This window comes from Clostridium bornimense, assembly GCF_000577895.1.
In the GTDB taxonomy this organism is placed as follows: Bacteria; Bacillota; Clostridia; order Clostridiales; family Clostridiaceae; genus Clostridium_AN; species Clostridium_AN bornimense.
In genome coordinates, this window is record NZ_HG917868.1 from 404589 (window position 1) to 429177 (window position 24589).

The 24589-nt window shown below is 29.3% G+C and carries 26 protein-coding genes and 1 pseudogene; 16 read left to right on the top strand and 11 right to left on the bottom strand.

Annotation, left to right across the window (positions count from 1 at the left end; genetic code table 11):
* The first annotated feature begins 135 nt into the window (after window positions 1-135).
* On the top strand, window positions 136-288 hold the full coding sequence (locus tag CM240_RS01845; protein WP_044035981.1) for a zinc-ribbon domain-containing protein: 153 nt from the start codon (window positions 136-138) through the stop codon (window positions 286-288).
* Between the two features lie 263 nt (window positions 289-551).
* Here CM240_RS01845 and CM240_RS01850 read toward each other — a convergent pair whose 3' ends face one another.
* The 6 genes from CM240_RS01850 to CM240_RS01875 all read right to left on the bottom strand — a co-directional run bounded on the left by CM240_RS01850 (window position 552) and on the right by CM240_RS01875 (window position 4503).
* On the bottom strand, window positions 552-941 hold the full coding sequence (locus tag CM240_RS01850; RefSeq protein WP_044035982.1) for a hypothetical protein: 390 nt from the start codon (window positions 939-941) through the stop codon (window positions 552-554).
* A 166-nt stretch (window positions 942-1107) separates the two neighbouring features.
* On the bottom strand, window positions 1108-1992 hold the full coding sequence (locus CM240_RS01855) for a hypothetical protein (RefSeq protein ID WP_044035983.1): 885 nt from the start codon (window positions 1990-1992) through the stop codon (window positions 1108-1110).
* A complete protein-coding gene (locus CM240_RS01860; protein WP_044035984.1) occupies window positions 1979-3040 on the bottom strand; it encodes a HAMP domain-containing sensor histidine kinase in 1062 nt (353 codons plus the stop codon). The genes CM240_RS01855 and CM240_RS01860 overlap by 14 nt, the downstream gene beginning before the upstream one ends.
* Window positions 3037-3708: a response regulator transcription factor gene (locus CM240_RS01865; protein WP_044035985.1), complete on the bottom strand. Its 672-nt coding sequence runs from the start codon at window positions 3706-3708 to the stop codon at window positions 3037-3039. Before CM240_RS01865 ends, CM240_RS01860 begins: the two co-directional genes overlap by 4 nt.
* A 207-nt stretch (window positions 3709-3915) precedes the next feature.
* Window positions 3916-4113: a hypothetical protein gene (locus CM240_RS01870; RefSeq protein ID WP_044035987.1), complete on the bottom strand. Its 198-nt coding sequence runs from the start codon at window positions 4111-4113 to the stop codon at window positions 3916-3918.
* A gap of 21 nt (window positions 4114-4134) precedes the next feature.
* Window positions 4135-4503 (bottom strand): hypothetical protein, encoded by a 369-nt coding sequence (locus CM240_RS01875; RefSeq protein ID WP_044035988.1) that lies wholly within the window; start codon window positions 4501-4503, stop codon window positions 4135-4137.
* A gap of 268 nt (window positions 4504-4771) precedes the next feature.
* On the opposite strand from CM240_RS01875, the gene CM240_RS01880 reads away from it, so the two are divergent.
* The 3 genes and pseudogenes from CM240_RS01880 (at window position 4772) to CM240_RS01885 (ending at window position 6669) form a co-directional block, all read left to right on the top strand.
* Window positions 4772-4924: a zinc-ribbon domain-containing protein gene (locus CM240_RS01880; protein WP_044035989.1), complete on the top strand. Its 153-nt coding sequence runs from the start codon at window positions 4772-4774 to the stop codon at window positions 4922-4924.
* Between the two features lie 160 nt (window positions 4925-5084).
* Window positions 5085-5189, top strand: a pseudogene (locus tag CM240_RS17165) (hypothetical protein); the annotation flags it as partial.
* 430 nt (window positions 5190-5619) lie between these two features.
* A complete protein-coding gene (locus CM240_RS01885) occupies window positions 5620-6669 on the top strand; it encodes a hypothetical protein (RefSeq protein WP_044035990.1) in 1050 nt (349 codons plus the stop codon).
* A gap of 50 nt (window positions 6670-6719) precedes the next feature.
* Here CM240_RS01885 and CM240_RS01890 read toward each other — a convergent pair whose 3' ends face one another.
* Window positions 6720-7112 carry a winged helix-turn-helix transcriptional regulator gene (locus CM240_RS01890; RefSeq protein ID WP_044035991.1) on the bottom strand — a complete coding sequence of 131 codons (393 nt, stop codon included), beginning with the start codon at window positions 7110-7112 and terminating at the stop codon, window positions 6720-6722.
* Window positions 7113-7320: 208 nt separating this feature from the next.
* Here CM240_RS01890 and CM240_RS01895 point away from each other — a divergent pair, with 208 nt between their 5' ends.
* Window positions 7321-7926 (top strand): FMN-dependent NADH-azoreductase, encoded by a 606-nt coding sequence (locus tag CM240_RS01895; RefSeq protein ID WP_044035993.1) that lies wholly within the window; start codon window positions 7321-7323, stop codon window positions 7924-7926.
* A 111-nt stretch (window positions 7927-8037) separates the two neighbouring features.
* Here the strand turns inward: CM240_RS01895 and CM240_RS01900 are convergent, their stop codons facing one another.
* The 4 genes from CM240_RS01900 to CM240_RS01915 form a co-directional block, all read right to left on the bottom strand.
* The gene (locus tag CM240_RS01900) at window positions 8038-9447 is read right to left on the bottom strand and encodes an MFS transporter (protein ID WP_044035994.1); all 1410 of its coding nucleotides are present in this window, start codon (window positions 9445-9447) and stop codon (window positions 8038-8040) included.
* The gene (locus CM240_RS01905; RefSeq protein ID WP_044035995.1) at window positions 9447-9866 is read right to left on the bottom strand and encodes a MarR family winged helix-turn-helix transcriptional regulator; all 420 of its coding nucleotides are present in this window, start codon (window positions 9864-9866) and stop codon (window positions 9447-9449) included. Before CM240_RS01905 ends, CM240_RS01900 begins: the two co-directional genes overlap by 1 nt.
* 324 nt (window positions 9867-10190) lie before the next feature.
* On the bottom strand, window positions 10191-11651 hold the full coding sequence (locus tag CM240_RS01910) for an MDR family MFS transporter (protein WP_242838485.1): 1461 nt from the start codon (window positions 11649-11651) through the stop codon (window positions 10191-10193).
* Window positions 11644-12087 (bottom strand): MarR family winged helix-turn-helix transcriptional regulator, encoded by a 444-nt coding sequence (locus tag CM240_RS01915; RefSeq protein WP_044035996.1) that lies wholly within the window; start codon window positions 12085-12087, stop codon window positions 11644-11646. Before CM240_RS01915 ends, CM240_RS01910 begins: the two co-directional genes overlap by 8 nt.
* Before the next feature lie 346 nt (window positions 12088-12433).
* Here CM240_RS01915 and CM240_RS01920 point away from each other — a divergent pair, with 346 nt between their 5' ends.
* The 11 genes from CM240_RS01920 (at window position 12434) to CM240_RS01970 (ending at window position 24585) form a co-directional block, all read left to right on the top strand.
* Entirely contained in the window at window positions 12434-13360 is a 927-nt protein-coding gene (locus tag CM240_RS01920) for an ABC transporter substrate-binding protein (RefSeq protein ID WP_044035997.1), read from the top strand.
* A gap of 20 nt (window positions 13361-13380) precedes the next feature.
* Window positions 13381-14142 (top strand): ABC transporter permease, encoded by a 762-nt coding sequence (locus CM240_RS01925; protein ID WP_044035999.1) that lies wholly within the window; start codon window positions 13381-13383, stop codon window positions 14140-14142.
* 20 nt (window positions 14143-14162) lie between these two features.
* Window positions 14163-14924 carry an ABC transporter ATP-binding protein gene (locus CM240_RS01930; RefSeq protein WP_044036000.1) on the top strand — a complete coding sequence of 254 codons (762 nt, stop codon included), beginning with the start codon at window positions 14163-14165 and terminating at the stop codon, window positions 14922-14924.
* A 15-nt stretch (window positions 14925-14939) separates the two neighbouring features.
* Entirely contained in the window at window positions 14940-15935 is a 996-nt protein-coding gene (locus CM240_RS01935) for an energy-coupling factor ABC transporter permease (RefSeq protein ID WP_044036001.1), read from the top strand.
* A 6-nt stretch (window positions 15936-15941) separates the two neighbouring features.
* Entirely contained in the window at window positions 15942-16670 is a 729-nt protein-coding gene (locus CM240_RS01940) for an energy-coupling factor transporter transmembrane component T family protein (RefSeq protein WP_051483635.1), read from the top strand.
* 11 nt (window positions 16671-16681) lie between these two features.
* Window positions 16682-17413, top strand: coding sequence for an energy-coupling factor ABC transporter ATP-binding protein (locus CM240_RS01945; protein ID WP_044036003.1), 732 nt, complete (start codon window positions 16682-16684; stop codon window positions 17411-17413).
* A gap of 24 nt (window positions 17414-17437) precedes the next feature.
* Window positions 17438-19468, top strand: a complete 2031-nt coding sequence (gene cooS, locus CM240_RS01950; RefSeq protein ID WP_044036006.1) for an anaerobic carbon-monoxide dehydrogenase catalytic subunit — start codon at window positions 17438-17440, stop codon at window positions 19466-19468.
* 134 nt (window positions 19469-19602) lie between these two features.
* Window positions 19603-20280 (top strand): ABC transporter ATP-binding protein, encoded by a 678-nt coding sequence (locus CM240_RS01955; protein ID WP_044036008.1) that lies wholly within the window; start codon window positions 19603-19605, stop codon window positions 20278-20280.
* A complete protein-coding gene (locus CM240_RS01960; RefSeq protein ID WP_044036013.1) occupies window positions 20280-22787 on the top strand; it encodes an ABC transporter permease in 2508 nt (835 codons plus the stop codon). Before CM240_RS01955 ends, CM240_RS01960 begins: the two co-directional genes overlap by 1 nt.
* Window positions 22788-22875: 88 nt before the next feature.
* Window positions 22876-23550, top strand: coding sequence for a response regulator transcription factor (locus CM240_RS01965; protein WP_044036015.1), 675 nt, complete (start codon window positions 22876-22878; stop codon window positions 23548-23550).
* A gap of 3 nt (window positions 23551-23553) precedes the next feature.
* Complete coding sequence (locus CM240_RS01970; RefSeq protein ID WP_044036020.1) at window positions 23554-24585, top strand: sensor histidine kinase; 1032 nt, start codon at window positions 23554-23556, stop codon at window positions 24583-24585.
* The last annotated feature ends 4 nt before the right edge of the window (window positions 24586-24589 follow it).

The window sequence follows — 24589 nt, forward strand, 5'->3', positions numbered from 1 at the left end:
AATTAAATAAATACTATGTTATTATAAACAAGTAGCAAAGTTGCTAACAAAAAAAGTTTCATTTAGGTAAATAGTTTCTCGAAAGTTAGAGATTATTATATCAATTTAGAATCTTTAATTTTAGGAGGAATATTTATGACAGATAAAACATTAAAATGCAGAGATTGTGGAAGTGAATTCGTATTTTCAGTAGGAGAACAAGAATTCTATAAAGAAAAAGGATTCACAAACGAGCCAACAAGATGTGTATCTTGTAGAAGAGCTAAAAAAGAACAAAATAGAAGATAATTTTAGATTGTTAGAGGTTGTAGTTTATACTACAACCTTTTTTGATTTTATAAATTTTGTAGTTCCATTAGTTTGAAACTATGTGATGTCAAAGTAAAGATCACACGAAAGTATAAAAAGCTTTTGTGTGGTCTTTCTTATAGATGAATAAATAGATTATTGATAGGGATTGCGTAAATATCTATATCGAGATATTTTAAAGTAATAAAAGATAAAAAACTTGGATAGTTACTGTTTATTTTAATATAAGTTTTTAAGTTTAATTACTTTTCCAATTCTTCTGTCAACTTCAAAATCTGTGGAGCAATTTTTGCTCGTTCTTTTTTGATTGTTCTATTGTATAGAGGATAGGCTACCGAAAGAATAGCGATGCCTACAATGCCTACTATGATACCTACAACAAATAATTTATCTGTCCATACCATTGAGCAGCTCATACCAAATCCGAGGATTAACGTACCAATGATACCAACAGTTAATGATATTATCATCGCTTTATTGGTTACGCTTCTGTCGAGATTTCGGAGCTGTTCCATTTTGCTGACAGTTTCGTTTTTCGGCGTATATTTGGCACGGATTTTTTTGATTTCTTCTTGCTCCGGTGCAGAGTAGGTATAATTAAAATTATTATTATTATTATTATTATTTCCCATATGTGAAAACCTCCTATTTGATTTATGAGTTAATTATAAAGGACTTTTGTTTTCGAGTTGATTGTGTTATGTTTAAGTTTTGTTAATTTACAATCTTTTTATAATGATATTATTTACTGCAAAACAATAGATTTGTAATGAAGGCAAATAAATTATTGTTCATTCGTCATACTTCTTTTGACACATTCAATAATCTTTTTCTCGCTTTTACAATCATATACACGGCAATGCACACCACCGTAAGACAGACGGCTCCTCCGGTTAGTGCATTCATCAGTATGCATGTATTTACCGCTATATCAGTGCCGAAAGCAGACAGCATTGCGGTTTGAAGGGAGAACATTGCCATCAATGCGATTGATAAATCAAGAAGCTTCGCCGCTGATAATACAGGGCTTGCGATTTTTTTGCTTGATATTCCTACAATAGATATGGTTAAGCGGTAAAAGGTATATGTGGCTGAACCATATATGATAAAATCGGGATAAGAGTATCCTTTATTTTGCCAAATCATCTGAAATATCATTACCGACATTGTAACGTTAAGAAGCAGAAGCAGTATTCCGCATAAACGGTAGCTTTTCCATTGGTGTATTGATATATTTTCTTTAAGTTTTTTTGCCTGATGGTCATTGGATATGAGTAAAAAACGAATAAGAGATAATACCATATAGTAAGTGGCAACTACACCGAACCAATTTGAGGAATATAAAATTCCGGCAATTAGTTTGAATATAGCATATCCTATATTGATAAGTGTTCCGATATGCAAGGAAATTCTTGCTCGAAACTCAGCTTCTGATAAATATCTTGCAGTATGACTATTTTCATGTAAAAAAACATTGATACGCTTTGCCGAAGTAATAATTCTTGCAATTATCACGCACAACGCATAAAAGGACAGTGAATATACTGTAATAGCAATAGTATTTTCCTCCAAATCGTTGAAAAACACATAAGCGAGACCTAGCGCTGCAAATATAACAATCGATAAAACTATGGCAATGTTGGGGAATAATGTTTTAAGTAAAATTTTCTTATAGCGTTCCATTAGTATTCCTACGCAACTTTACCGCAAAGGTACTGCCAATCCCCACAGAACTGTTGACAGAAATTTCGCCACCTGTAATATCCATAATTCTCTTAACAAGAGCAAGTCCCAAGCCATTACCTTGCATTGCGTGAGATGTATCACCTTGATAGAATTTCTCAAATATATGTGAACCAACCTCTTTTGTCATTCCGCAACCTGTGTCTGTAACTTTTACAGTTGTATATTTCTCATCAGTCGAAAGTGAAACAGTGACGGTGCCGCCTTTCTCAGTAAACTTAAAAGCATTAGAAAATAAATTGTTCCATACAAGTGACAGTAGCTCTGCATCAGCATTTACAGTTATATTTTCGGGAATATCAGTATCAATTTCGATTTTTTTATCTTCCCAAATTGTTTCAAACTGTAAAAAACACTGGCATAGCTGTTCACTCAAATCATACTCTTTTGATTGTGGATAAATCTGCTGATTTTCTAAGCGATTGAGCTTTAAGATATTTGTCATCAGCTCTGCGAGGCGTTTTGTTGAATTTGTTATTATTCTTGCATACTCTGCTCTTTGTTCATCGCTCAAACTATCACTTTGCAAAAGTGTACCGTAATTGCCGATAACGGCAAGAGGAGTTTTCATTTCGTGGGACACATTAGCGATAAAGTCTGTTCTCAAGGTTTCTACACCGGACAGCTCCGTAGTCATTATGTTGATACTTTCCATAATTTCTGCAAAATTTGAATTGATGCCTTGCGTGTTAAGTCTTACATCAAAGTTTCCTTTTGTTATTTGCTTTAATGCTTTTTTGATTTGCTTTACAGGTCGGTCTACCGTAATTTTACGACGGATTGTGTCTATCAATACAAATACTATGGTAATAATCAGTATGTTTATAAAGGTTATCGGTGCTGCTTCACGGACTTCTTCTGGTGGTAATTCAGTGGATCTAAAGAATATCAAAAATGAAACTGTTACTACAAAGCCACAGAGAATGAAAAAAAGTAAAAATGTTATTATAAAAGACCGTATTTCTAAACAAAAATCTTTTTTTCTCACTTAATCACCGCCTTATATCCAAGACCGTGCACCGTTATAATCTCAAAATCACCACAAGCGGATAGTTTATTACGAAGTTTTGTTATATATACATCTACCGTTCTTGTTCCCGAGGTGGTTTCTGCATCCCAGAACTCGTCCATCAGCTGTGTTCTTGTAAAGGTCTTTTTCGGGTAAGATAGTAATTTATATAAAAGTCTGAACTCTCTTGTAGTCAACGAGATTTCCTCATCATTTAAATAAGCGGTATGCTCGTCCATATCCATCGTAAAACTACCTACCATCAGTGTACGACTTGAAGCGATTTTTGCTCTACGGAGTAAAGCGCCAATACGTAGAAAAAGCTCGTCTAAATCAATAGGTTTTACCATATAATCGTCAATACCTACACGGTAGCCACGTTGCTTTGAAGCAAAATCATCCCTTGCGGTCATAAATAGTATAGGAATATCCTCACTGAGGCTACGCACCGTTTTTGCAAACTTAAAGCCGTCAATTTCCGGCATCATAATGTCAGAAATGATAAGGTCAAATATATTTTCATACATTGCATCATAAGCAGTGTTGGCATCAAGGCAGCCTATGGCTTCATATCCGCTACTGTTTAAAAAAGCACAGACAGAATTATTCAATTCCCTATCATCTTCGACAACTAAAATTTTGAACATATCATCTGCTCCTTACAATTATTTTTTTGTATTATAACACGAAAATGTTAAAGTTTTGTTTACGTTTGGAATTAAGCAAAGCCTGATTGTACAATAATACTGTACAGGTCAGGCTTTGCTAATTATTTTTATTCTTTTTAATAATAGTAACAACAACTGCATCACTAATAGCGATAATTCATGTGTTATCAAACATTCTCAGTAGTTTTAAAATCTTAGTTTTTCTTCGTTAATTCTTTTTTTGGCATCTTCAATACTTTCTCCGTCTTTGGTTAAATATTGGTCAATAAACCTATCTTCAATTTTCTGATAGGATTTAACAACGGTATCCTCAATCTTTTTATATCTACCTACAACACCATTTGCAATTTTTTCGTTAGCTTTAACTAATTTTGATTTAGCCATTTTTATAATCTCCTTTACAATTTATTTTAAGCCGATACACATCGGAATTAAACATAGCAGCAAGAAAATACCTAATACACCGACAACAATTCCTGAAAGCATCATTTCCCAAACCATAACCAAACACATACCTGATCCAAGAACTAGAGAACCAAACACACCGAAGGTGATTTTACCGATGAGTTTCCAGTTTGGCTTTTCGGCTTTCTTACCATCGATTTTTCTACGAACGAGCAGTAATGCAAGAAGAGATGCTGCACTGATTGCTGTTACAATAATGCCGAGGGTAAATGCATTCCATTCAGAGAGTAGGCACATGCACATACCAATTCCGAACAGAATTCCGCCAATAACACCAAGCACCAGAGTAATAAAGTTTTTCTTAGTCATTTTAAATACCTCCAAAAATGTTTTTGTTTTACTTCGGTAATTGTATTCTACTTCTATTATGTTTGTGAAATTTTTAAGAAATGTTTGTGAAATGTTAATCTGGAAAATATTCTTTACAGATAAAAAAAGGTTGCTATTAAATAAATATTATGTTATTATAAATAAATAGCAAAGTTGCTAATAAAAAAGTTTCATTTAGGTAAATAGTTTCTCGAAAGTTAGAGATTATTATATCAATTTAGAATCTTTAATTTTAGGAGGAATGTTTATGACAGATAAAACATTGAAATGTAGAGATTGTGGAAGTGAATTCGTATTTTCAGTAGGAGAGCAAGAATTCTATGAAGAAAAAGGATTCACAAATGAGCCAACAAGATGTGTGTCTTGTAGAAGAGCTAAAAAGGAACAAAATAGAAGATAATTTTAGATTGTTAGAGGTTGTAGTTTGTACTACAACCTTTTTTAATTTTATAGGTATATTGACTTGACACTATGTGATTGTCATATTCAGCGGTAATTAATTCATTTTAATTAGCTACGATGTAGATTGAACAAGATAAAATTTAAGATATGGTTTAGGATTATCTATAGTGCATCGTATTATTTACAATCATAATGGAGAAATTGAAGTTGAAAGTGAGGAAGGAAAAGGTAGTAAATTTAGTTTTCTATTTAGAAAAATATAAATGTAGAACATAAAGAAGCTATCGCTAATGAAAATAATTTCTTAGCGATAGCTCTTTTTTATAAAACCTTACCGGCTTATAAGACATAGAGTCCTATAAGCCTAGCGTGTTAATTGGCTTATCTCCAGCATCATTTCCTTCGTAAGCCTCTGAACATTGAATGTTTTGGTTACTTTGATTTGACATCGTTGTTCCCTCCTACATTCAGTTTGGTTTTACAATTATAGTATGGATAGTTTAAGTTGAATTTATACATATTTTATTATAGAAGTTAAAATAATAGTTAATAATTGTATATAAGAATATACAAATATATTACAAAAGATGATAAAATATGTATATAAATATTATTTATCGACTAAGAGCAGAATATTTTAATCATAAAAGAAAAACTGTACAAGCACGGAAGATAGTAAGGAGTGACAGTATTATGAATTTAAAAATAAGCAAAGAGATAGAAAATAGAATATGCTATATTCAAAATAGGTTAAGTTCTATTTTAGGTAAGGAAGGTTTGGTTATTGAAGATAACTTTGCGATGAATCAAATTTTATATAGAGGATTAGAAGTTATTACTAAAGACCTTGAAAAATATGAAGATACAGGGAAATTCAATACATATATCTTTAGTGATCTTAAAGGTGAGGTATATGAAAATAAGGAAGATAGTTATAAGATTCCAAGCATTGGTGAGAATTTAGATAAATTATTAGGATTTATATGTATAAAGGATTTAGAGCAAGTATTCAATTCATATTTAGAAAATGGACGTATTCCAGATGCATCTAGTTTTAAGGAAAAATACTATGTTATAGCTTGTCTAGATTCTAATGAAGTTACAGCATTAGATAATATCATAAAATATTTATGGAGTGAATTTATATCTGAAGGCGAAAGACTAGCAAGTACTGGTGAAGTTGAAAATATTGATTTTAATTATGTATGTAAAAATAGTGAAAAATTTCTTAATCTTATTAAAAGTTTAGGAGAGTTTAATGAAGATATTATACCCAAAGATAGATATTATCGCATAATGGAGGAGATTAAACCTATATTGGAAAATGAAGAAGCTAAGAAAAGAGCTACAGTAAATTTTAAGAATGATTTAGAAAATAAAGGTTCTAATGAAATATGTGAAGAAAATAAAAAGATTGAAATTAAATATGATCCTACTGAAGTAGTTATGGGCTTTATAAAGATGAAAGATTTAGAAATGTTATTTAACTCTTGTTTAAAAGAAGGATTATATCCAAGTATATTAGATTTGCAAAATATAGGATATTCATTTACTGGTTGTGGGCTAGATGTTTTGCAAAATATGCAATATAAGATAAGTGGGTTATGGCATATATTCATAGAGCAAATTAAAATTTTTATTAGTAACAATGTTAAACCAGAAAATATTGATTTTAAATATGTATATGTAAATAGTCCTAAGTTTGTTGCTATGATTCAATCAATAAGTGAAAGTGTGGAATAGTGATTAAAGAATATTTTTTTAATATATTTCTCCAATAATATAGATATTTATTATTGGAGATTATTTTTTTCTGAAGACTCAATTGATTCTTCTATATATTCAGATCCAAATTTATGCATCATTTCTAAGATAGGAATTAATTTTTTTCCGGTATCTGTTAAGCTATATTCAACTTTAGGTGGAACAACAGGATATACTTTTCTATGTATAAGATTATCTTTTTCCATACTTTTCAATTGTCTTGAAAGCACTTTGGGAGAAACATTAGGTAATTTTTTTTGAAGAGTACTGAATCTAAGGGTACTATAACTTAGATACCATAAAATTAGTATTTTCCATTTGCCAGATATTATATCTTGAACTAAAACCATAGGGCATTTTGTATATGTAGCACATTTATCTTTCATATAACATTCGTCATGTATATTGGATATTTCATTCATTCTAGATACCTCACATTCATATTAGTTACTTTGTTGTCACTATGTTACCAAAAAGTGCGTTATTGATAAAAGTTTATTTTAATTATATCATACTATTATAATAAGATATTTTTTAAAGATACTTACAATAGCTGAATTCTTCAATAAGGAAAAGGATAGACTTAATAAGAGTTTTTAATAAAATTAATTTAAAGTGAGGTATATAAAAATGAGTAAAATATTATATATAAAAGCAAATGTAAAACCAGAAGGGCAATCAAGAACATTTAAAATTTCTGATAAATTTATAGAAGAATATAAATTAAAAAATCCAAAGGATGAAATAATAACTTTAGATTTATATAAAGAAAACATTGATTTCTTAAAAGGTGAAGATTTAAGTGCAGTTTTTGGACCAAAGAATGATGAAAGTAGAAATCATCCAATTTTAAAATATGCATATCAATTTGCAGAGGCAGATAAATATGTTATAGCTGCACCAATGTGGAATTTAAGTATACCTGCAATACTAAAGGCATATATAGATTATGTAAGTGTTACAGGGATTACATTTAAATATACTGCCAATGGTCCAGTTGGTTTATGCGAAGGGAAAAAAGCAGTATATATTGTTGGAAGAGGTGGATCATATTCAGAAGGACCAGCTACAATGTTGGAAATGGGAGATAGATATTTAAAAACAATATTTGCTTTCTTTGGAATAAGTGATTTTACTACAATAGCAGCAGATAATTTAGATGTTATAGGTGAAGATGTAGAAGCAATTATTGAAAATGCAATTAAGGAAGCTAAAGAAACAGTAAAAGAGTTTTAGAGATAAAATTCATATATTATTGAATAGGATAAATTAAAGTGGATTAGTTAAATTGCTCCTTCTAGAAGAGAAAGAAGGAGCAATTTCTGATTTCAAAGTAATAGAGTTTAATTACTTTGTTTTCCTTACCATTCTTAAAAATGTTAATAAGGCACCAATAACACATATTATCCCAGCTACTATATAAACCCATCTCATTCCATATATGAATGCATCAGTTCGCTCTGGTATGTAAGTGGTAACATGATATCCAATTTTAGAACTCATCTTTGTATATAATAGAGTTGTAGATAATGCTGTTCCACTTATGATACCAATGTTTCTGATAAGTGCATTTATACTACCAGCAACCCCAAGTTTGTTCTTTGCAACTGTAGACATTACAAGTGAATTGTTTGGAGATTGAAATAATCCCATTCCAATAGACATAATTACAATAAAGAAGATCATATTTATTATTGATGAACTTTCATTTAATGATGACATCAGAAATAGTCCTAAACTTGTAGAGATTAATCCGATAAGTGTTAATATTTCAGAACCGATTTTATCTGATAAACTACCACTTATAGGGGCAACTACCAATAATATTAATGGATAAACCATCAGAATCATACCTGATTTTTGTGGTGAGTAAGACATTAAATTTTGAAGATAAAATGGCAATATAGTATTATGACAGAATATTGCTACAAAGCTTATAAATCCGCAGAATATACTTAAAGAAAATAATTTATTTTTAAACATATCTAATTGCAATAATGGAGATTCTAACTTTCTTTCCACAAGAATAAATATAATAAATGCAATAACTGAAATAATAAAGCCACAAATAATTAGTGGTGAAGTAAATCCGATATTAACACCTTCATTTAATGATATAAATAAAGGTACCATTGTAAATAGAAATAGAATAGAGCCTATAATATCAATTTTTTCATTACTTTTTTTAGTTGATTTAGGAAGTAATTTAAAAGCACAAATTAGTCCTATTATTCCAATAGGAACATTTATTAAGAAGATGTATTCCCAGCTAGTAGCGCCTACTATAATCCCGCCTAATCCTGGACCTACTAAAGAGCCTAATGCGACCGCTGTACCTGATAGTCCTAGTGCTTTTCCTCTTTCGTTTTCAGGAAATATTTCAGTGATAATACCTTGATTATTTGCCATAGTTCCTGCGGCACCTATTCCTTGTATTACTCTTGAAAAAATTAATACTGGAAAAGATCTTGAAATTCCGCATAATAATGATCCAATAGTAAAGAATAGCATGCCAATTTTAAACATTTTAGTTTTACCAAACATATCTCCAAGACGTCCAAAAACTAAAATAATTCCTACAATAACAATTAAATAACTTGTTACTACTAATTGAATTTTAGATGTTGTTACACCTAAAGCTTTTGCCATGTTAGGTAAAGCAACATTTACAATACTACCATCTAAGGTAGACATAAATACGGCTAATACTACTACTATAAATATAGTCCATTTCTTTATATTTTTTGATTCTTCCACTATAGATTCTCCTTTTTTCTTAATAATTGTGTTTTTTCAAAAATTTTTTCTAAAGATCTCATAGTAATAAGCAATTCTTCCTCTGATAAATCTTCTGTTATTAAATCAACTACTATTTGAATCTCTTTATGTAGTTTAGGTATAACTTCTTTTGATTTTGGAGTTAAGTATAACTTATATGCTCTATTATCTTTTTCATCTTGATGTCTATAAATAAAACCATTTTCTATTAATTTATTAATGGTTCGTGTTGACATTGCTTTATCATTACCAATCTCTTTACTTATTTTAATTTGGCTAATGCCTTCATTTTTTTCTAGCATAAACAAATAAGGGTAAGCTCCGCTACTTAGATCATATTTTTTTAAAATTTTATCTAAATAGCTTTGAGTGTTTCTAAAGATTTTATTATTGAACATTACAAAGTGTTTTATAGTAATCACCTCTTAAATTTAATTGACTAGTCAACTATATTACAAATGTTATTTTATTACTTTTTAGTTGACTAGTCAACTAAACTATTCATATAGATATAGAGTGTTTAATGATTATCATAATGAAAATAAAATTGATTTCGTGGTACTAGTTGAATTTTTTGGTTAAAGATTACATATTAGAAAAGATAGCAGAATAGGTGGCGACCGACAAGAATGAAATGTACAGTGTTACATATGACCTTTAATGTTACCACCTATATTTGCTAGTGACTCGACATACCAAAACTTACAGTATTTCTTGTAAATTTATTTCTCAATATTTTTATATTTATTGTTTTCTGTTCCACTAAAAGTGAAAATAGCAACTAATAGTAAGATTACTGTAGCTATACTCATAAATAAGAATGCAATATTAATTCCATGCATCGGTGCATTAGATCCATAAGTCTTGATTGAATTTTTTGTAACAGTATTCATAATAGCTACAAATACAGCAGTACCAATTGCGCCAGCAATTGTACGAAGAGATGTTAGAAGTGCAGTACTATCTGCTGTAAATTCTTTTTTTACATTACTTGTTCCCCAAGTTACAAGTGGCATCAATAGACAACCAATAGATAAATTACGAAGTACATTTAAAATTGATGATACCCATAAAGGTGTATTCATGCTAATAAAAATCATACCTATATTACTTAACAATAGACATGCTGCTCCAGAGATAAATAGTATCTTCATACCTGCTTTATCATATAATTTTCCTGCAAATGGGCTTATAATTGCCATTAACATAGAACCTGGTAATATAACTAGTCCAGAAATTGTAGCAGAATAACCGAGAATTGTTTGTACATATAAAGGCATTAACATAGATGAACCCATCATAACAAAATAAAATAACATACTTGCTATAACACTTATAGTATAATTTTTATTTTTTAAAACTCTTAATTCTAAAAATGGTTGCTTAGAGTGAAGTTGTCTATATGCGAATAGAATCGTAGCTATACTTCCAATAATTAATATTGGCAATACTTGTATACTTATAAATTTATAATTTCCTATATTACCAACACCTAAGGTGATACCTCCAAAAGCAAATATACTAATAATAAATGAAATTATATCAAATTTCTTTTTAACAGTATCTAAAACATTATCAAATACAAATAGAGCCCAGATTAAAGAAGCTGATATTATTACGATTGTAATATAAAATATGGCTCTCCAACTTATTACATCAACAATTATACCTGCTAAGGTTGGAGCAACTACAGGTGCCGCACCTATGGACAAACCATACCACCCCATTGCAGTACCACGTTTTTCAGCAGGATAAATTGATAAAATTATAACCTGAGCCATTGATGTAAGAATGCCGTTTCCACTAGCTTGTAGTATTCTACCAAACATCATGAAATGAAAGTTTGGAGCAATAGCACAGAGTATCAATCCTAAAATAAAAATAGTGAGGCCAGATAAATATAAGTTACGAGTTGGAAACCTTGTAATTAAGAAAGCTGTTAAAGGCATCATAATTCCCATAGCCAAGGCATATCCACTTGTGAGCCATTGCCCGGTAGTAACGCTAATATTCATATCAGAAATCATTGATGGCAAAGCTGTTGTTAAGGCTGTTGCTAGCATTGAACTAGCAATACAAGTTATAACGATATTTATAAATATCATTGAGCGTTTACGATCTGTAATAGATTCTACATTATTCATTGTGCTTTTATGCTCTGTGAGACATTCTGAATTATTCATTTTTTCCCTCCATACTAATATAAAATTTTTGTATTTTTTGTAGAGCACTATAAAATACCTCTTTTTCTTCTGATGTTAAGTAAGACAACATATCTTTATGCGCAATAGCTCGTTTTTTACGAACTTCTTCTGCTTTATGCTTTCCATCATTAGTAAGAGAAACTAAACTAATACGTTTATCAGTATCTGAGGTAACTCGATTTACAAACCCCTTTTGTTCTAATTTAGATAAGAGTTCACTCAGTGATGTAGGGCGTATATGAAGTAGTTTTGCTAAATCTTTTTGATTGATTATATCAACATAGTCCAATACTGATAAACAGTAATATTGTCCTCTGAAAGGATTCATATTACCGTAACGAGTTTGTGAAAAATGCCGATTTAATCTAGTAACATCAAAAAATAACTCGACAATTTCTTCGTCTTTTAAAGTCATAAATTCAACTCCTTTTAAATTGATGAGGTACCGAATAATATTATAGTTCGGTACCTCATCAATGTCAATAAAACACATAATATTAAAAAATATAATTTAATGTTATATTTTTGAAAACAAGAGAAATGTACTTACAATAATATGAACAAAAAATAAAGTAACATAGGGGGAAGGAATTTATAGGTGTTTTACTAAATATATCTTTTAGTGAATATAGATAAATGTAATGATAATGAAATTGTTACAAAAATATTGATAAATGTAAAATATAGTGATAAAATTTAAAACATAGTAATCATATAAGAAAAGTATAAATTAAATAATTAAAGTGGTAGGGAGTGAGAAGATGAAAAAATATAGAAGAATAGTTTTATTTATAGTTATATCGTTGATGTTTTTGTTATTAGTATCGTGCAACAGTGATGAAAAGGTAGTGAAAAATTCTGTAAAGATAGGATATTTACCTATAACACATTCATTACCATTGTATGTAGAAAAAGAAGTAGAGAGAGGTGATATAGAACTTATTAAATTTGGATCATGGCCAGAACTTATGGATGCATTAAATTCTGGAAAGATAGATGGTGCTTCTGTACTTATAGAGTTGGCAATGAAAGCAAAATCACAAGGGATAGATTTAAAAGCAGTGGCACTTGGGCATAGTGATGGAAACGCTGTTATAGTAAATGAAAAAATAAAAAGTGTAAAAGATCTTAAGGGAAAAAATTTTGCAATACCTAATAAGTTGTCTACTCACTATATTCTACTTTATGAAATGTTAAAAGAAGAAAATATGAAATTAGAAGATATAAATATTATTGAGCTTCCACCATCTGAGATGGCTGTGGCATTATTAGAAAAAAGAATAGATGGATATTGTGTTGCAGAGCCTTTTGGGGCAAAAGCAGTTGTTAATGGTAATGGAAAGGTATTAAAACAATCTTCTGAAATTATTCCAAATTCAATTTGTTGTGCATTAGTTTTTAGAGGCGATTTTATAAAAAATAGAAACGAAAAGGCAAAAGAAATAGTGAAAAAGTATAGTGCAGCTACAGAAGATTTGAGTAATAAAGGAGAAAGGGAAATTAGAGCAAAAGAATTTCTTAATGTACAAGATAAAGTTCTAACTGAATCTTTAGGATGGATATCTTTCGAAAAATTAAGAATTGAAGAATCAGATTATAATAAAATATCTGATTATTTAAAAGAAATGAAGTTATTAGATAAGCCACCAACTTATGATGAATTTGTAGATAATTCTTTATTAGAGTAAGTAAAAATAGGAGGGTAGAGATGAAAAAAAGAGAAAAAATTATCAACATTATTATATCTATTGGAATATTAGTTATACTATGGACTTTACTATCTGTGACAGGAAAGGTAGGGAGTACTATTATACCATCACCAATAAATGTAGTGAAAGCAATTAGGGAAATGATAGAGGATGGTATTTTATTAAAATATATAGGCATAAGTTTATATAGGTTTTTTGTAGGATACTCTGTAGCAGTAGTCGTGGCTATATTGTTAGGATTATTATTAGGATGGTATGAAAAAGCTTGGAATATTGTAAATCCAATAGTACAACTTTTAAGACCTATATCACCTACTGCTTGGTTTCCATTTATAGTTATTATTTTTGGGATAGGTAATTTACCAGCAATAGTAATAATATTTATAGCAGCTTTTTTTCCAGTATTGTTATCTACAGTTTCAGCAGTAAAAAAGATAGACAAAACATATTTGAAAATAGCTAGTAATTTTGATGTTAAGGGATTTAGATTGATGATAAAGGTAGTATTGCCAGCAATATTTCCAGTGATAATAAATGCAATGCATATTGCACTAGGTAGTGCATGGATCTTTCTTGTTGCAGGAGAAATGGTAGGAGCTCAATCAGGACTTGGATATTTAATAATTGATGCCAGAAATAATCTTAGATATGACATGTTATTAGCTGGAATAGTATTTATAGGAGTTATAGGACTTATTTTAGATAAGGGTATAGAAATAGTAGAGAGAAAAATAAGTTCTAAATGGGGAAATTCATATTAGATTTAGAAAGGAGAGTTTTTATGAGTATAAAGGTAGAAGGTGTGTCTAAGGTTTTTAATGATAAGATTAAGGTACTAGATAATATAAATATCGATATAGATGAAGGCGATTTTGTATGCCTTTTAGGACCTAGTGGATGTGGAAAGAGTACATTACTAAATATGATGGCTGCTTTTGATAAACCTACTGATGGGAAAATATATATTAATGGTATTGAGGTAGATAAGCCTACCATAGAAAGAGTAACAATATTTCAGAACTATGGACTTCTACCATGGAGAAATGTAGAGAAAAATATTGAATTTGGATTAGAAACATTGAAATTACCTAAAGTAGAAAGAAAAGTTGTGGCAGAAAAATATATGAGATTAGTAGGATTGGAAAAGTTTAAAAATCATTATCCTCACCAATTGTCAGGAGGAATGCAACAGAGGGTCGCTATTGCTAGAGCTCTTGCTGTAAAACCAAAGATATTATTTATGGATGAACCTTTTGGTGCATTAGATCCAATAATAAGAAGTAATCTTCAAGAGGAAGTAAGAAATATATGGCGTGAAGAAGGTATTACAATTGTTTTTGTAACTCATGATGTAGAAGAAGCAGTATACCTTGGAAATAAGATAATTATTATGTCACCACATCCAGGTAGGATAAGGGAGGTAATTAATAGAGAAAATCAACAGTTAATAGAGAAATCAAGTGAGGAGTTTTATCAATTAAAAAGCACCATCATAAATATTTTAGAAGAAAACTCTAGAGATGGTATAGAATATTATATTTAAAAAGGGGAAATCATTATGCATATGGCAGATGCACTTATAACACCATTAGTAGGTGTGACGATGACAGTAGCTACTGTTGGTATTTCTGCATATTCTACGAAAAAAATAAGAAAAGAATTAGAATTTGATAAGAAAATACCCTTAATGGGTGTTGTAGGATCTTTTATTTTTGCGGCACAGATGATTAATTTTACAATACCAGGAACAGGCTCTAGTGGACACATTGGAGGGGGCCTTTTGCTTGCTATACTTTTAGGGCCTGAGGCAGGATTTTTATCGATATTATCGGTGTTATTAATACAAGCATTATTTTTTGGCGATGGAGGATTATTAGCGTTAGGATGTAATGCTATTAATATGGGCTTTTTTAGTTGTTTTATAGGATACAGATTAATATATAGTAAGATTTTAAGTAAAGGTTACTCAAAGAAGAGGATATATTTTGCATCAATTTTAGCAGCAGTAATTAGCTTACAACTAGGTTCATTTAGTGTAGTTGTAGAAACCGTTGTTTCTGGAATAACAGAATTACCTTTTTCAACATTTCTTATATTTATGCAACCAATTCATTTTATAATTGCAGTGGTAGAAGGAGCGATTACGGCAATTTTAATAAACTTCATTTGGAGTCATAGGCCAGAGTTATTAGAAAAAAATAATAGTAGCACTGTAAAGAAAGTATCAAGAAAAAAGATAGTTATGGTGTTTTTATTAGGAGCTTTAATTGTTGGGGGAGGGCTTTCAATTTTCGCCTCATCAAATCCCGATGGATTAGAATGGTCTATATTAAAAACTACAGGAAGAGAAGAAATAGTACGAAATAATGAAATTCACGAAAAGGTGGCATCAATTCAAGAAAAAACTACTATTTTGCCAGAGTATAATTTAAGAAACGAAGTATTAGGTAAGTTTGGTACTACTGTAGCAGGGGTTATTGGAGTTGTAATTACAATATCATTTGTTCTTTTACTAGGATTATTATCGAAAAAAAGAAAGGTTATAAAGGAATAAAAGTAAATGGGAGATATCAGTAAAGCTATATATAATATAAGAAAAATTGATGATTTAGGAAGAAAAAATAGTAAAATACATAAAATTAATCCTGTAATAAAGATTATAGTTACATTAGTTTATGTTATAAAGGTTATTTCCATGAAAGAATTTTTACTTGTAAATACTATTACTATATTAGCATATCCTATCTTTATTTTTATTTTGGGGAAAATACCAATAAGGGTAATCTTAAGAAAGTTAATATTTGTATTACCAATTGTATTAGGAATAATATCTATTAATCTTATTATAGATTTTTCTAATGAAGAAATTATTTTCTCTTTATTATTATTATTTAAATGTATATTCTCATTAATTGGAACACTTCAACTTTTAGCAACTACTACAATAATTGATTTAGCTATGGCCATGAGGAAATTAAGAATTCCGAAAGTTCTAGTTTCTATATTACTTATGATTTACAGATATATTATAGTAATAATGGAGGAAGGATGTAGAATAAAATCTGCTTATCAATTAAGAACAGCAAATAGAAAATCTATGACTATTAGTGATTGGGGGATGATAATGGGACAACTACTTTTAAGGACTATAGATAGGTCAGAACAGGTATATTCAGCTATGATTATGAGAGGATTTCAAGGAGAATACTATAGTGGTAAAGTTCATAAGGTGAAGAATATAGATTTAATTTATGGTTTTATTATAGTTGCTATTTTCATTTTATTCTAGGGAGAAGTGTTATGGGAAAAGATATATTGGAAGTTGATAAAGTAACTTACAAATATCCAGATGGATATGAGGCGATAAAAGATATTTCTTTTAAAGTTAAAGAGGGAGAAAAGATTGGCTTAATAGGAGCAAATGGTGCAGGAAAATCAACAGTATTACAACTTATTGCAGGACTTTATTTTTGTAATGAAGGAAGAATTGTTGTAGATAATGTAGAGGTAGGGAAAAAAAGTTTAAAAGAAGTTAGAAAAAATTTAGGTTTTGTATTTCAAGATTCTGATAATCAGTTATTTATGAATACAGTATATGAAGATATATCATTTGGTCTTAGAAGTAATAAAGTTTCAGAAGAAGATGTTAATGTTAGAGTTATAGAAATTTTAAATCAGTTATCTATGGAGAAACTAAAAGATAAGGAAATATATAAATTATCAGGGGGACAAAAGAAGATTATATCTATAGCTGGTGTCATTGTGATGAAACCAAAAATAATTTTAATGGATGAGCCGACAGCATCATTAGACCCAAAATCTAGAAGGAATATAATTAATATCATAAGGAATATTCCTAAGACATTTATTATAGCTACTCATGATTTAGATATGATTTTGGATTGTTGTGAAAGGGTTGTTATATTGCTAGATGGTGAAGTTATTGCTATAGGGAAATCAGAGGAACTTCTTAGAAATAAGGAGGTTTTAGAAAAAGCAAATTTAGAGTTACCATTATCATTTCAAAGATGAAACAATTAAAAAGGGGGCATTATTTTGTTTAAATTAAGAAGAAGTAAGGTAAAATATCATCATGAGGTTTTAGGGGGACATCATCATGGTCATCATCATAGTCATGGTGGAGGAGCTAATGTAAATGATTATTTAGAGGCAGTAGCAGAATATAGAAAGACATTTCCGTCAAAACAAGATGTATTAGAGAAAACTCCAGACCCAGCAGTAAGAGAAATGCTTTTGAATATGGAACAAATAGGTTGTGATACTGCTTTTGATAGATTTGATAAGCAACAACCACAATGTAGTTTTGGTATTGCTGGTGCCTGTTGTAAGATATGTTATATGGGTCCTTGTAAGATAACTAAAAAAAGTCCTAAAGGTGTTTGTGGAGCGGATGCTGATCTTATTGTGGCAAGAAATTTTACCCGTGCATTAGCTGGTGGGGTAGCTGCACATGGAGCTCATGCAAGAGAAGTAATTCTTGCACTTAAATCTGCAGCAGAAGGAAAATTGGACTTGCCTATAATCGGTGAAGAAAAAGTAATTAATACAGCAAAACAATTTGGAATATATGAAGAAGGAAAAACAGTAAAAGAATTAGCATCAAAACTAGCAGATATTCTTTTAGATGACTTATCAAGAACAATTCCTGATGAATATAAAACAATAAAAGCTTGTGCACCAGCTGAAAGACAAAAGGTGTGGAGTGACCTAGGAATTATGCCGATAAGTGCTTATCATGAAGTATTTGAAGCACTACATAGAACTGGTGCAGCTACTGATGGAGATGCTGATAATGTTCTACAACAATTTTTAAGATGTGGACTTGCATTTGTGTTCTCTGGAGTAGTAGGTTCAGCAATTGCTACAGATAGTCTTTTTGGAATAGGAAATAGAACTACTTCAAGAGTTAATGTTGGTGCACTTAAAAAAGGATATGTAAATATTGCTGTACATGGACATTCACCAGTTCTTGTTAGTGAGATAGTAAAACAAGGGCAAAGTGAAGAATTTATTAAATTGGCAAAAGAAAACGGAGCAAAAGGAATTCAGTTTTATGGAATATGTTGTTCAGGACTCTCAGCTATGTATAGATATAATGGAGTAATACCATTATCTAATGCAGTGGGTGCAGAAATGGTTTTGGGAACTGGAGCTTTAGATCTTTGGGTTGCTGATGTTCAAGATGTATTTCCATCTATAATGGATGTTGCAAATTGTTTTAAAACTACAGTGGTAACAACTAGTGATTCAGCAAGACTTCCAGGTGCAGAACATTATGCTTACGATCATGAACATAGTAATTTAGATGAAACTACAAAGATTGCAAAAAAGATAGTTACAAGAGCTATTGAAAGCTTTAGAGATAGACAGGGGATGCCAGTGTTTATACCTCCATATGAAGTTGAAGCAGAGGTAGGATTCTCTGTAGAATATATTGAAAGTCTTTATGGTAGTGTAAAACCTATTGCAGATGGTTTAAAAAATGGCGATATATTAGGAATTGTGAACATCGTTGGATGTAATAATCCAAGAGTAATTTATGAAAAGGCTACAGTAGATGTAGCAACAAAATTAATTGAAAATAATGTTCTTATTCTTACTAATGGATGTGCTTCATTCCCATTATTAAAACTGGGATTTTGCAACACATCTGCATTGAAAAAGACAGGCGCAAAGCTAAGAAAATTTTTAGAGAAAGATAATTTGCCACCAGTATGGCATGTTGGAGAATGTATTGATAATGCAAGATCATCAGGATTTTTTGCTAAAATAGCAGCAGAAGTAGGACATGATATTAAAGATATGCCTTATGGATTATCCAGTCCAGAATGGTCTAATGAAAAAGGAATAGGGGCAGCACTTGGATTTAGATTATTTGGAATAAATTCATATCATTGTGTTTATGCTCCAGTACAGGGATCAGATAAGGTTACAGAGTTTATAACTGAAGGAACAAAGAAAACATTAGGATCTAGTATGAAGGTAAATACAGATCCAGATGCTTTAGCAGAGCTAATAATATCAGATTTAAAAGAAAAAAGATTAGCATTAGGATGGAGTATATAAGATTAAATATTAAATAAGGTTATCGCTGAGAGTAAATAAAAACTTGTAGGCGAGAGCCTTTTTTTATTTTGTCAGAAGATTGTAAGAAGTTACATGTAAAATATAAATCATAGTAGATGATGAGGTGATAAAAAATGAGTATTTTAAAAACTAAAAATTTAGTGAAGATATATGGTGAAGAACCTAATATAGTAAAAGCTTTAGATAATGTAAGTGTTGAAATAAATGAAGGAGAATTTGTTTCAATAATAGGTACATCTGGTAGTGGTAAATCTACATTGTTAAATATGTTAGGAGGATTAGATAAACCTACTAGTGGAGAAATCACCATTTCTGGCAATAAAATAGGCAATATGAAAGATGAAGAATTAACAGTGTTCAGAAGAAGAAATATAGGGTTTATATTTCAAAACTATAATTTAGTTCCTATATTAAATGTTTATGAAAATATCGTATTACCAATAGAATTAGATGGGGTAAAAATAGATAAGGAATATATTGATACTATAATTGATACATTAGGGTTAAGTAAAAAGCTTAATAATATGCCCAATAATCTTTCAGGAGGTCAACAACAGAGGGTCGCTATTGCAAGAGCATTAGCAACAAAACCAGCAATTATTTTAGCTGATGAACCAACAGGAAATCTTGATAGTAAAACTAGTATGGATGTTATAGGTTTATTAAAAGTAACAAGTAAAAAATTTAATCAAACTATAGTAATGATCACCCATAGTGAAGAAATAGCTCAAATGTCAGATAGAATTATAAGAATTGAGGATGGAAAGATATTTACTAGGGGTGATCAATAATGAAGTTTGAAAATAATAATAAAGAGGTTATTAAAAGAATAACTAAAAGATCATTAAAATCAAATAAAGTAAGAAATATATTTACTATTTTAGCTATAGTATTAACAACATTTATGATTTCCTCTGTGTTTAGTATTGGAATAAGTTTTCTAAAAAACTATAAGACTATGAATTTAAGATTACAAGGGAATAAAGCAACAACATTTCTTGAAAAGCCGACAGAATCACAAATTAATAAAATTAAATCTTTAAAGTTACATGATAGTATCGGTTATGAAATTAATGTAGGAAAAGTTGTTTTAGATAGTTTAACAAAAAATAAAACAAGTATATTAATAAGATATAGTGATGAAGAAGATTATGAAAAGCAAATGAAACCTTGTATTAGCGATATTGAAGGAAAGTACCCAGAAAAAGAAAATGAGGTTATGGCATCTAAAAAGGCATTAAAATTCTTAGGAAAAGGTAACGCAAAGATAGGCGATAAGATAAAAGTACCTTGTAATATAAATGGAGAAGTTGTAAATAATGAATTTGTATTAAGTGGGTATTATACTACATATGGCATTATAGAAGATGCAGGATATTTATTAGTTTCAGAGAAATTTGTACATACGAATAATTTATCATTAGAGAAAAATGGGACTTTATTTATCACAATAAAGAATAAATATAAAAATACAGCATCAGATGTGTTAAATAAGGAAGTTTCTCTTAAGGATAATCAAAAGTTTAATTTTAACTATGATATAACTAATGATACAACAGAAACTATGATGATAACTATAGTATTAATATCAATAATTGCTTTATTTATTGTTCTTAGTGGATATTTACTAATTTATAATGTTTTATATATAGCAGTAACTAAAGATATTAATTTTTATGGATTACTTAAGACCATAGGAACATCTCCAAGACAAATTAAAAAAATAGTAAAAGGACAAGCTATTAGAATTTCTATTATTGGAATTCCTGTAGGGTTAGCACTTGGAGCAATAGTATCTTTTGTTATAGTTCCAGTAGTTTTAGATGCAATGAATTCAGGAAATTATTCAGCAGCAATGCCAAGTGTTGTGTCATTTAATCCAGTAATATTTATAGCAACAACATTATTTTCTTTATTAACAGTATTATTAAGTTGCAGAAAACCGGCTAAAATAGCATCAAGTATTTCTCCTACAGAAGCATTACGTTATACAGGAAGCAAAACTAAGAAACAAAAGAAAAATAGAAAGTCTACTAATGGTGGAAAGTTATATAAAATGGCTTGGTATAATGTTTTTAGAGAAAAGAAAAGAGCAATATTAGTATTTCTATCATTATTTATGGGGATTATAACGTTTCTAAGTGTTAATACATTTTTAAATAGTATTAGTGTAGAAAATTATATAGAGAAGTATGTGAAGAATGATTTTATATTGACAAACGAAAGTGGGGAAGGAGATAAAATTGATGAAGCTATTATTAATAAAATAAAATATATTAAAGGGATAAAAACAGTAAATACATCAAAATCAAGTTATTTACAATTAGAAATGAATGAAGATGTATTATTGCCAGCAATAAAAGAAGTGTATAAAAGATTTGGAAGTACACCTGAAGATATAAATGAAATTTTAAAATCAATAGAAGAAGATCCAAGTAAGTTATCTACGGCAGTTATTGGAATAGATGATGAGCTTATAACGAGTTTTAATGAAGATTCTAAAGAAAAAATAGATATAGCAGCTTTTAAAAGTGGAAAATTAATTTTGTTGGACTCATGGAGTTATGGTGAGAATTATAAAAATATAAAAGGTAACTTAACAATAAAAAATGTTGATACTAATGATTCATTAAATGCTGAAGTTAAAGTAGTAAATGATAATGAAAATGTGTTACCATCGGGACTTCCAGCAGAACTGACACTACCAACGATTTATGTAAGTAATTCTGCATTAGAAAAATTAGATTCTAATTGTATAAATTATACATTGTATATAAATGTTGATGAAAAGTATGAAAGTATTATAAGTAATAAGCTAAAGAATTTATCTAATAAGTGTGGTGTAGATTTTGAATCTAAGGTTGAGGAAACAAAGGGTTTTAATAATTCACAAATAGTTATGAATATTTTAGGTAGCGGAATTTCAATTATTCTTATATTTATAGGAATTTTAAACTTTGTTAATGTAATGATAACAGGAGTAAATACTAGAGTTAAAGAACTTGCTATTATGGAAAGTATAGGAATGACTAAAAAGCAAATTAAAAAGATGTTAACATTTGAAGGATTATATTATGCTGTTATTACTACATTGTTTATATCAACTATAGGAATGGCAATTATTTATGGTGTATATAAGCTTACAAAAGAAATTGCAGATTATGCAGCATTTGCTTTTCCAATAGTACCATTAGCTCTATTATTAATCTTTATATTTTTAGTATGTTTAGTTACACCTACTATTGTTTTTAAATTATTATCAAAAAATAGTGTTACTGATAGAATTAGAGAAGAATAGATTCATGAAGAGAGGCTGTTGCAATAACAAATTAAAATTTGTAGGCGAGAGCTTCTCTTTTGGTATAATAAGGTAAAGAGGTGTATACATGTCAAATATATTAATAATTGAAGATGATAGAGTTTTAAATAGGGGTGTAACTTTTGCTTTAAAGAAGGATGGACATAATGTTATTTATGCTTATTCAAAGAAAGATGGAATGCAAGAAATTTTAAATAATAAAATAGACTTGTTGCTTTTAGATATAAATTTACCAGATGGAAATGGTGTAGAGCTTTGTAAGGAAATAAGAGATAAAGTAGATTTTCCAATAGTATTTTTTACAGCTAATGATACAGAAGAAGATATGATAAAGGGTTTTGAAATTGGCTGTGATGATTATATAGCTAAACCTTTTTCAGTAGAAATATTGAAGCATAAGATTAATGCTATGATTAGAAGAAATGATATGGAATTAAAGAATATATTTAAGTATAAGGAACTAAAGATAGATTTTGATAGAATGGCAGTATTAGTAGCTGATAAAGAAATCAATTTAACTGCTACAGAGTATAAGTTGTTAGAGCTTTTAGCAAAAAATAAAGGTATAGTTGTTACAAAAGAAATGCTTTTAGAAAAGATATGGGATAATAATGGAAATTTTGTTGATGAAAATACTTTAAGCGTTAATATTCGAAGACTTAGAAAAAAGGTAGAAAAAGATTCTAGAAGGCCAGAATATATAATAAATGTATTCGGTATTGGATATACTTTTGGAGAATAATTTATGAAGTATAGTTTTGATAAGAAGAATAGTATATTAAAAATTATTTATATATTAATTATTTTAATGATGAATATATCAGTATATTTTATTGTTAAGGACATCAGTGTAATTATAATAGTATTATTATGTTCAATGGTGATAATAATGTTATTTTTTATTCGTGAAAAATTATATAAGAACTACCTGGAAGATATATTTGTACAATTATCAGATATGTTAACTACTATTATAAATATGAAAGATGAGAAAGTATTTTCTACAATAGAAGATGATTTATTTTCCAAGTTACAGCATCAAACAATTAAGCTTACAGGTATATTAAAAAATCAGAAGAAGCAAATTGAAGATGAAAAAAATGATATTAAAGTATTAATTTCTGATATAGCACATCAACTAAAGATTCCATTAACAAATTTAAAGATGTATGGAGAGTTCTTACAAGAAGAAGATTTAACTGAAGAAGAAAGAAAAGAATTCACTAATGTAATATTATTATCATTAGATAGATTAAGTTTTTTAATTGAAAGTATGATTAAGATGTCTAGATTAGAAGGTGGAGTAATTCAATTAAATAAACATATTAATTATTTATCAGATACTGTATTAACTGCTATTGGACAAATTCAAAAAAAGGCTAATCAAAAAAATATATCAATTGAATTTCAGGAAATTGATAAAGTTAAAATCACTTATGATAAGAATTGGATATGTGAAGGAGTATTTAATATATTAGAAAATGCCGTAAAGTATACAGATATTAATGGAAAAATAAAGGTTACAATACAAAGTTATGAGATATTTGTAAGAATTGATATTGAAGATAATGGTATAGGAATAAAAGAAGAAGAACTTCCTAAAATATTTGCGAGATTTTATAGAGGAAAAGATGTTGGGGATATAGAAGGAATAGGAATAGGATTATATTTGACGAGAGAAATAGTGTCTAAACATGGGGGATATATTAAAGTTAAATCTAAAGAAGGAACAATTTTTTCTATATTTTTACCTAATAATAGCCTAGGATCAAAGTAAAACC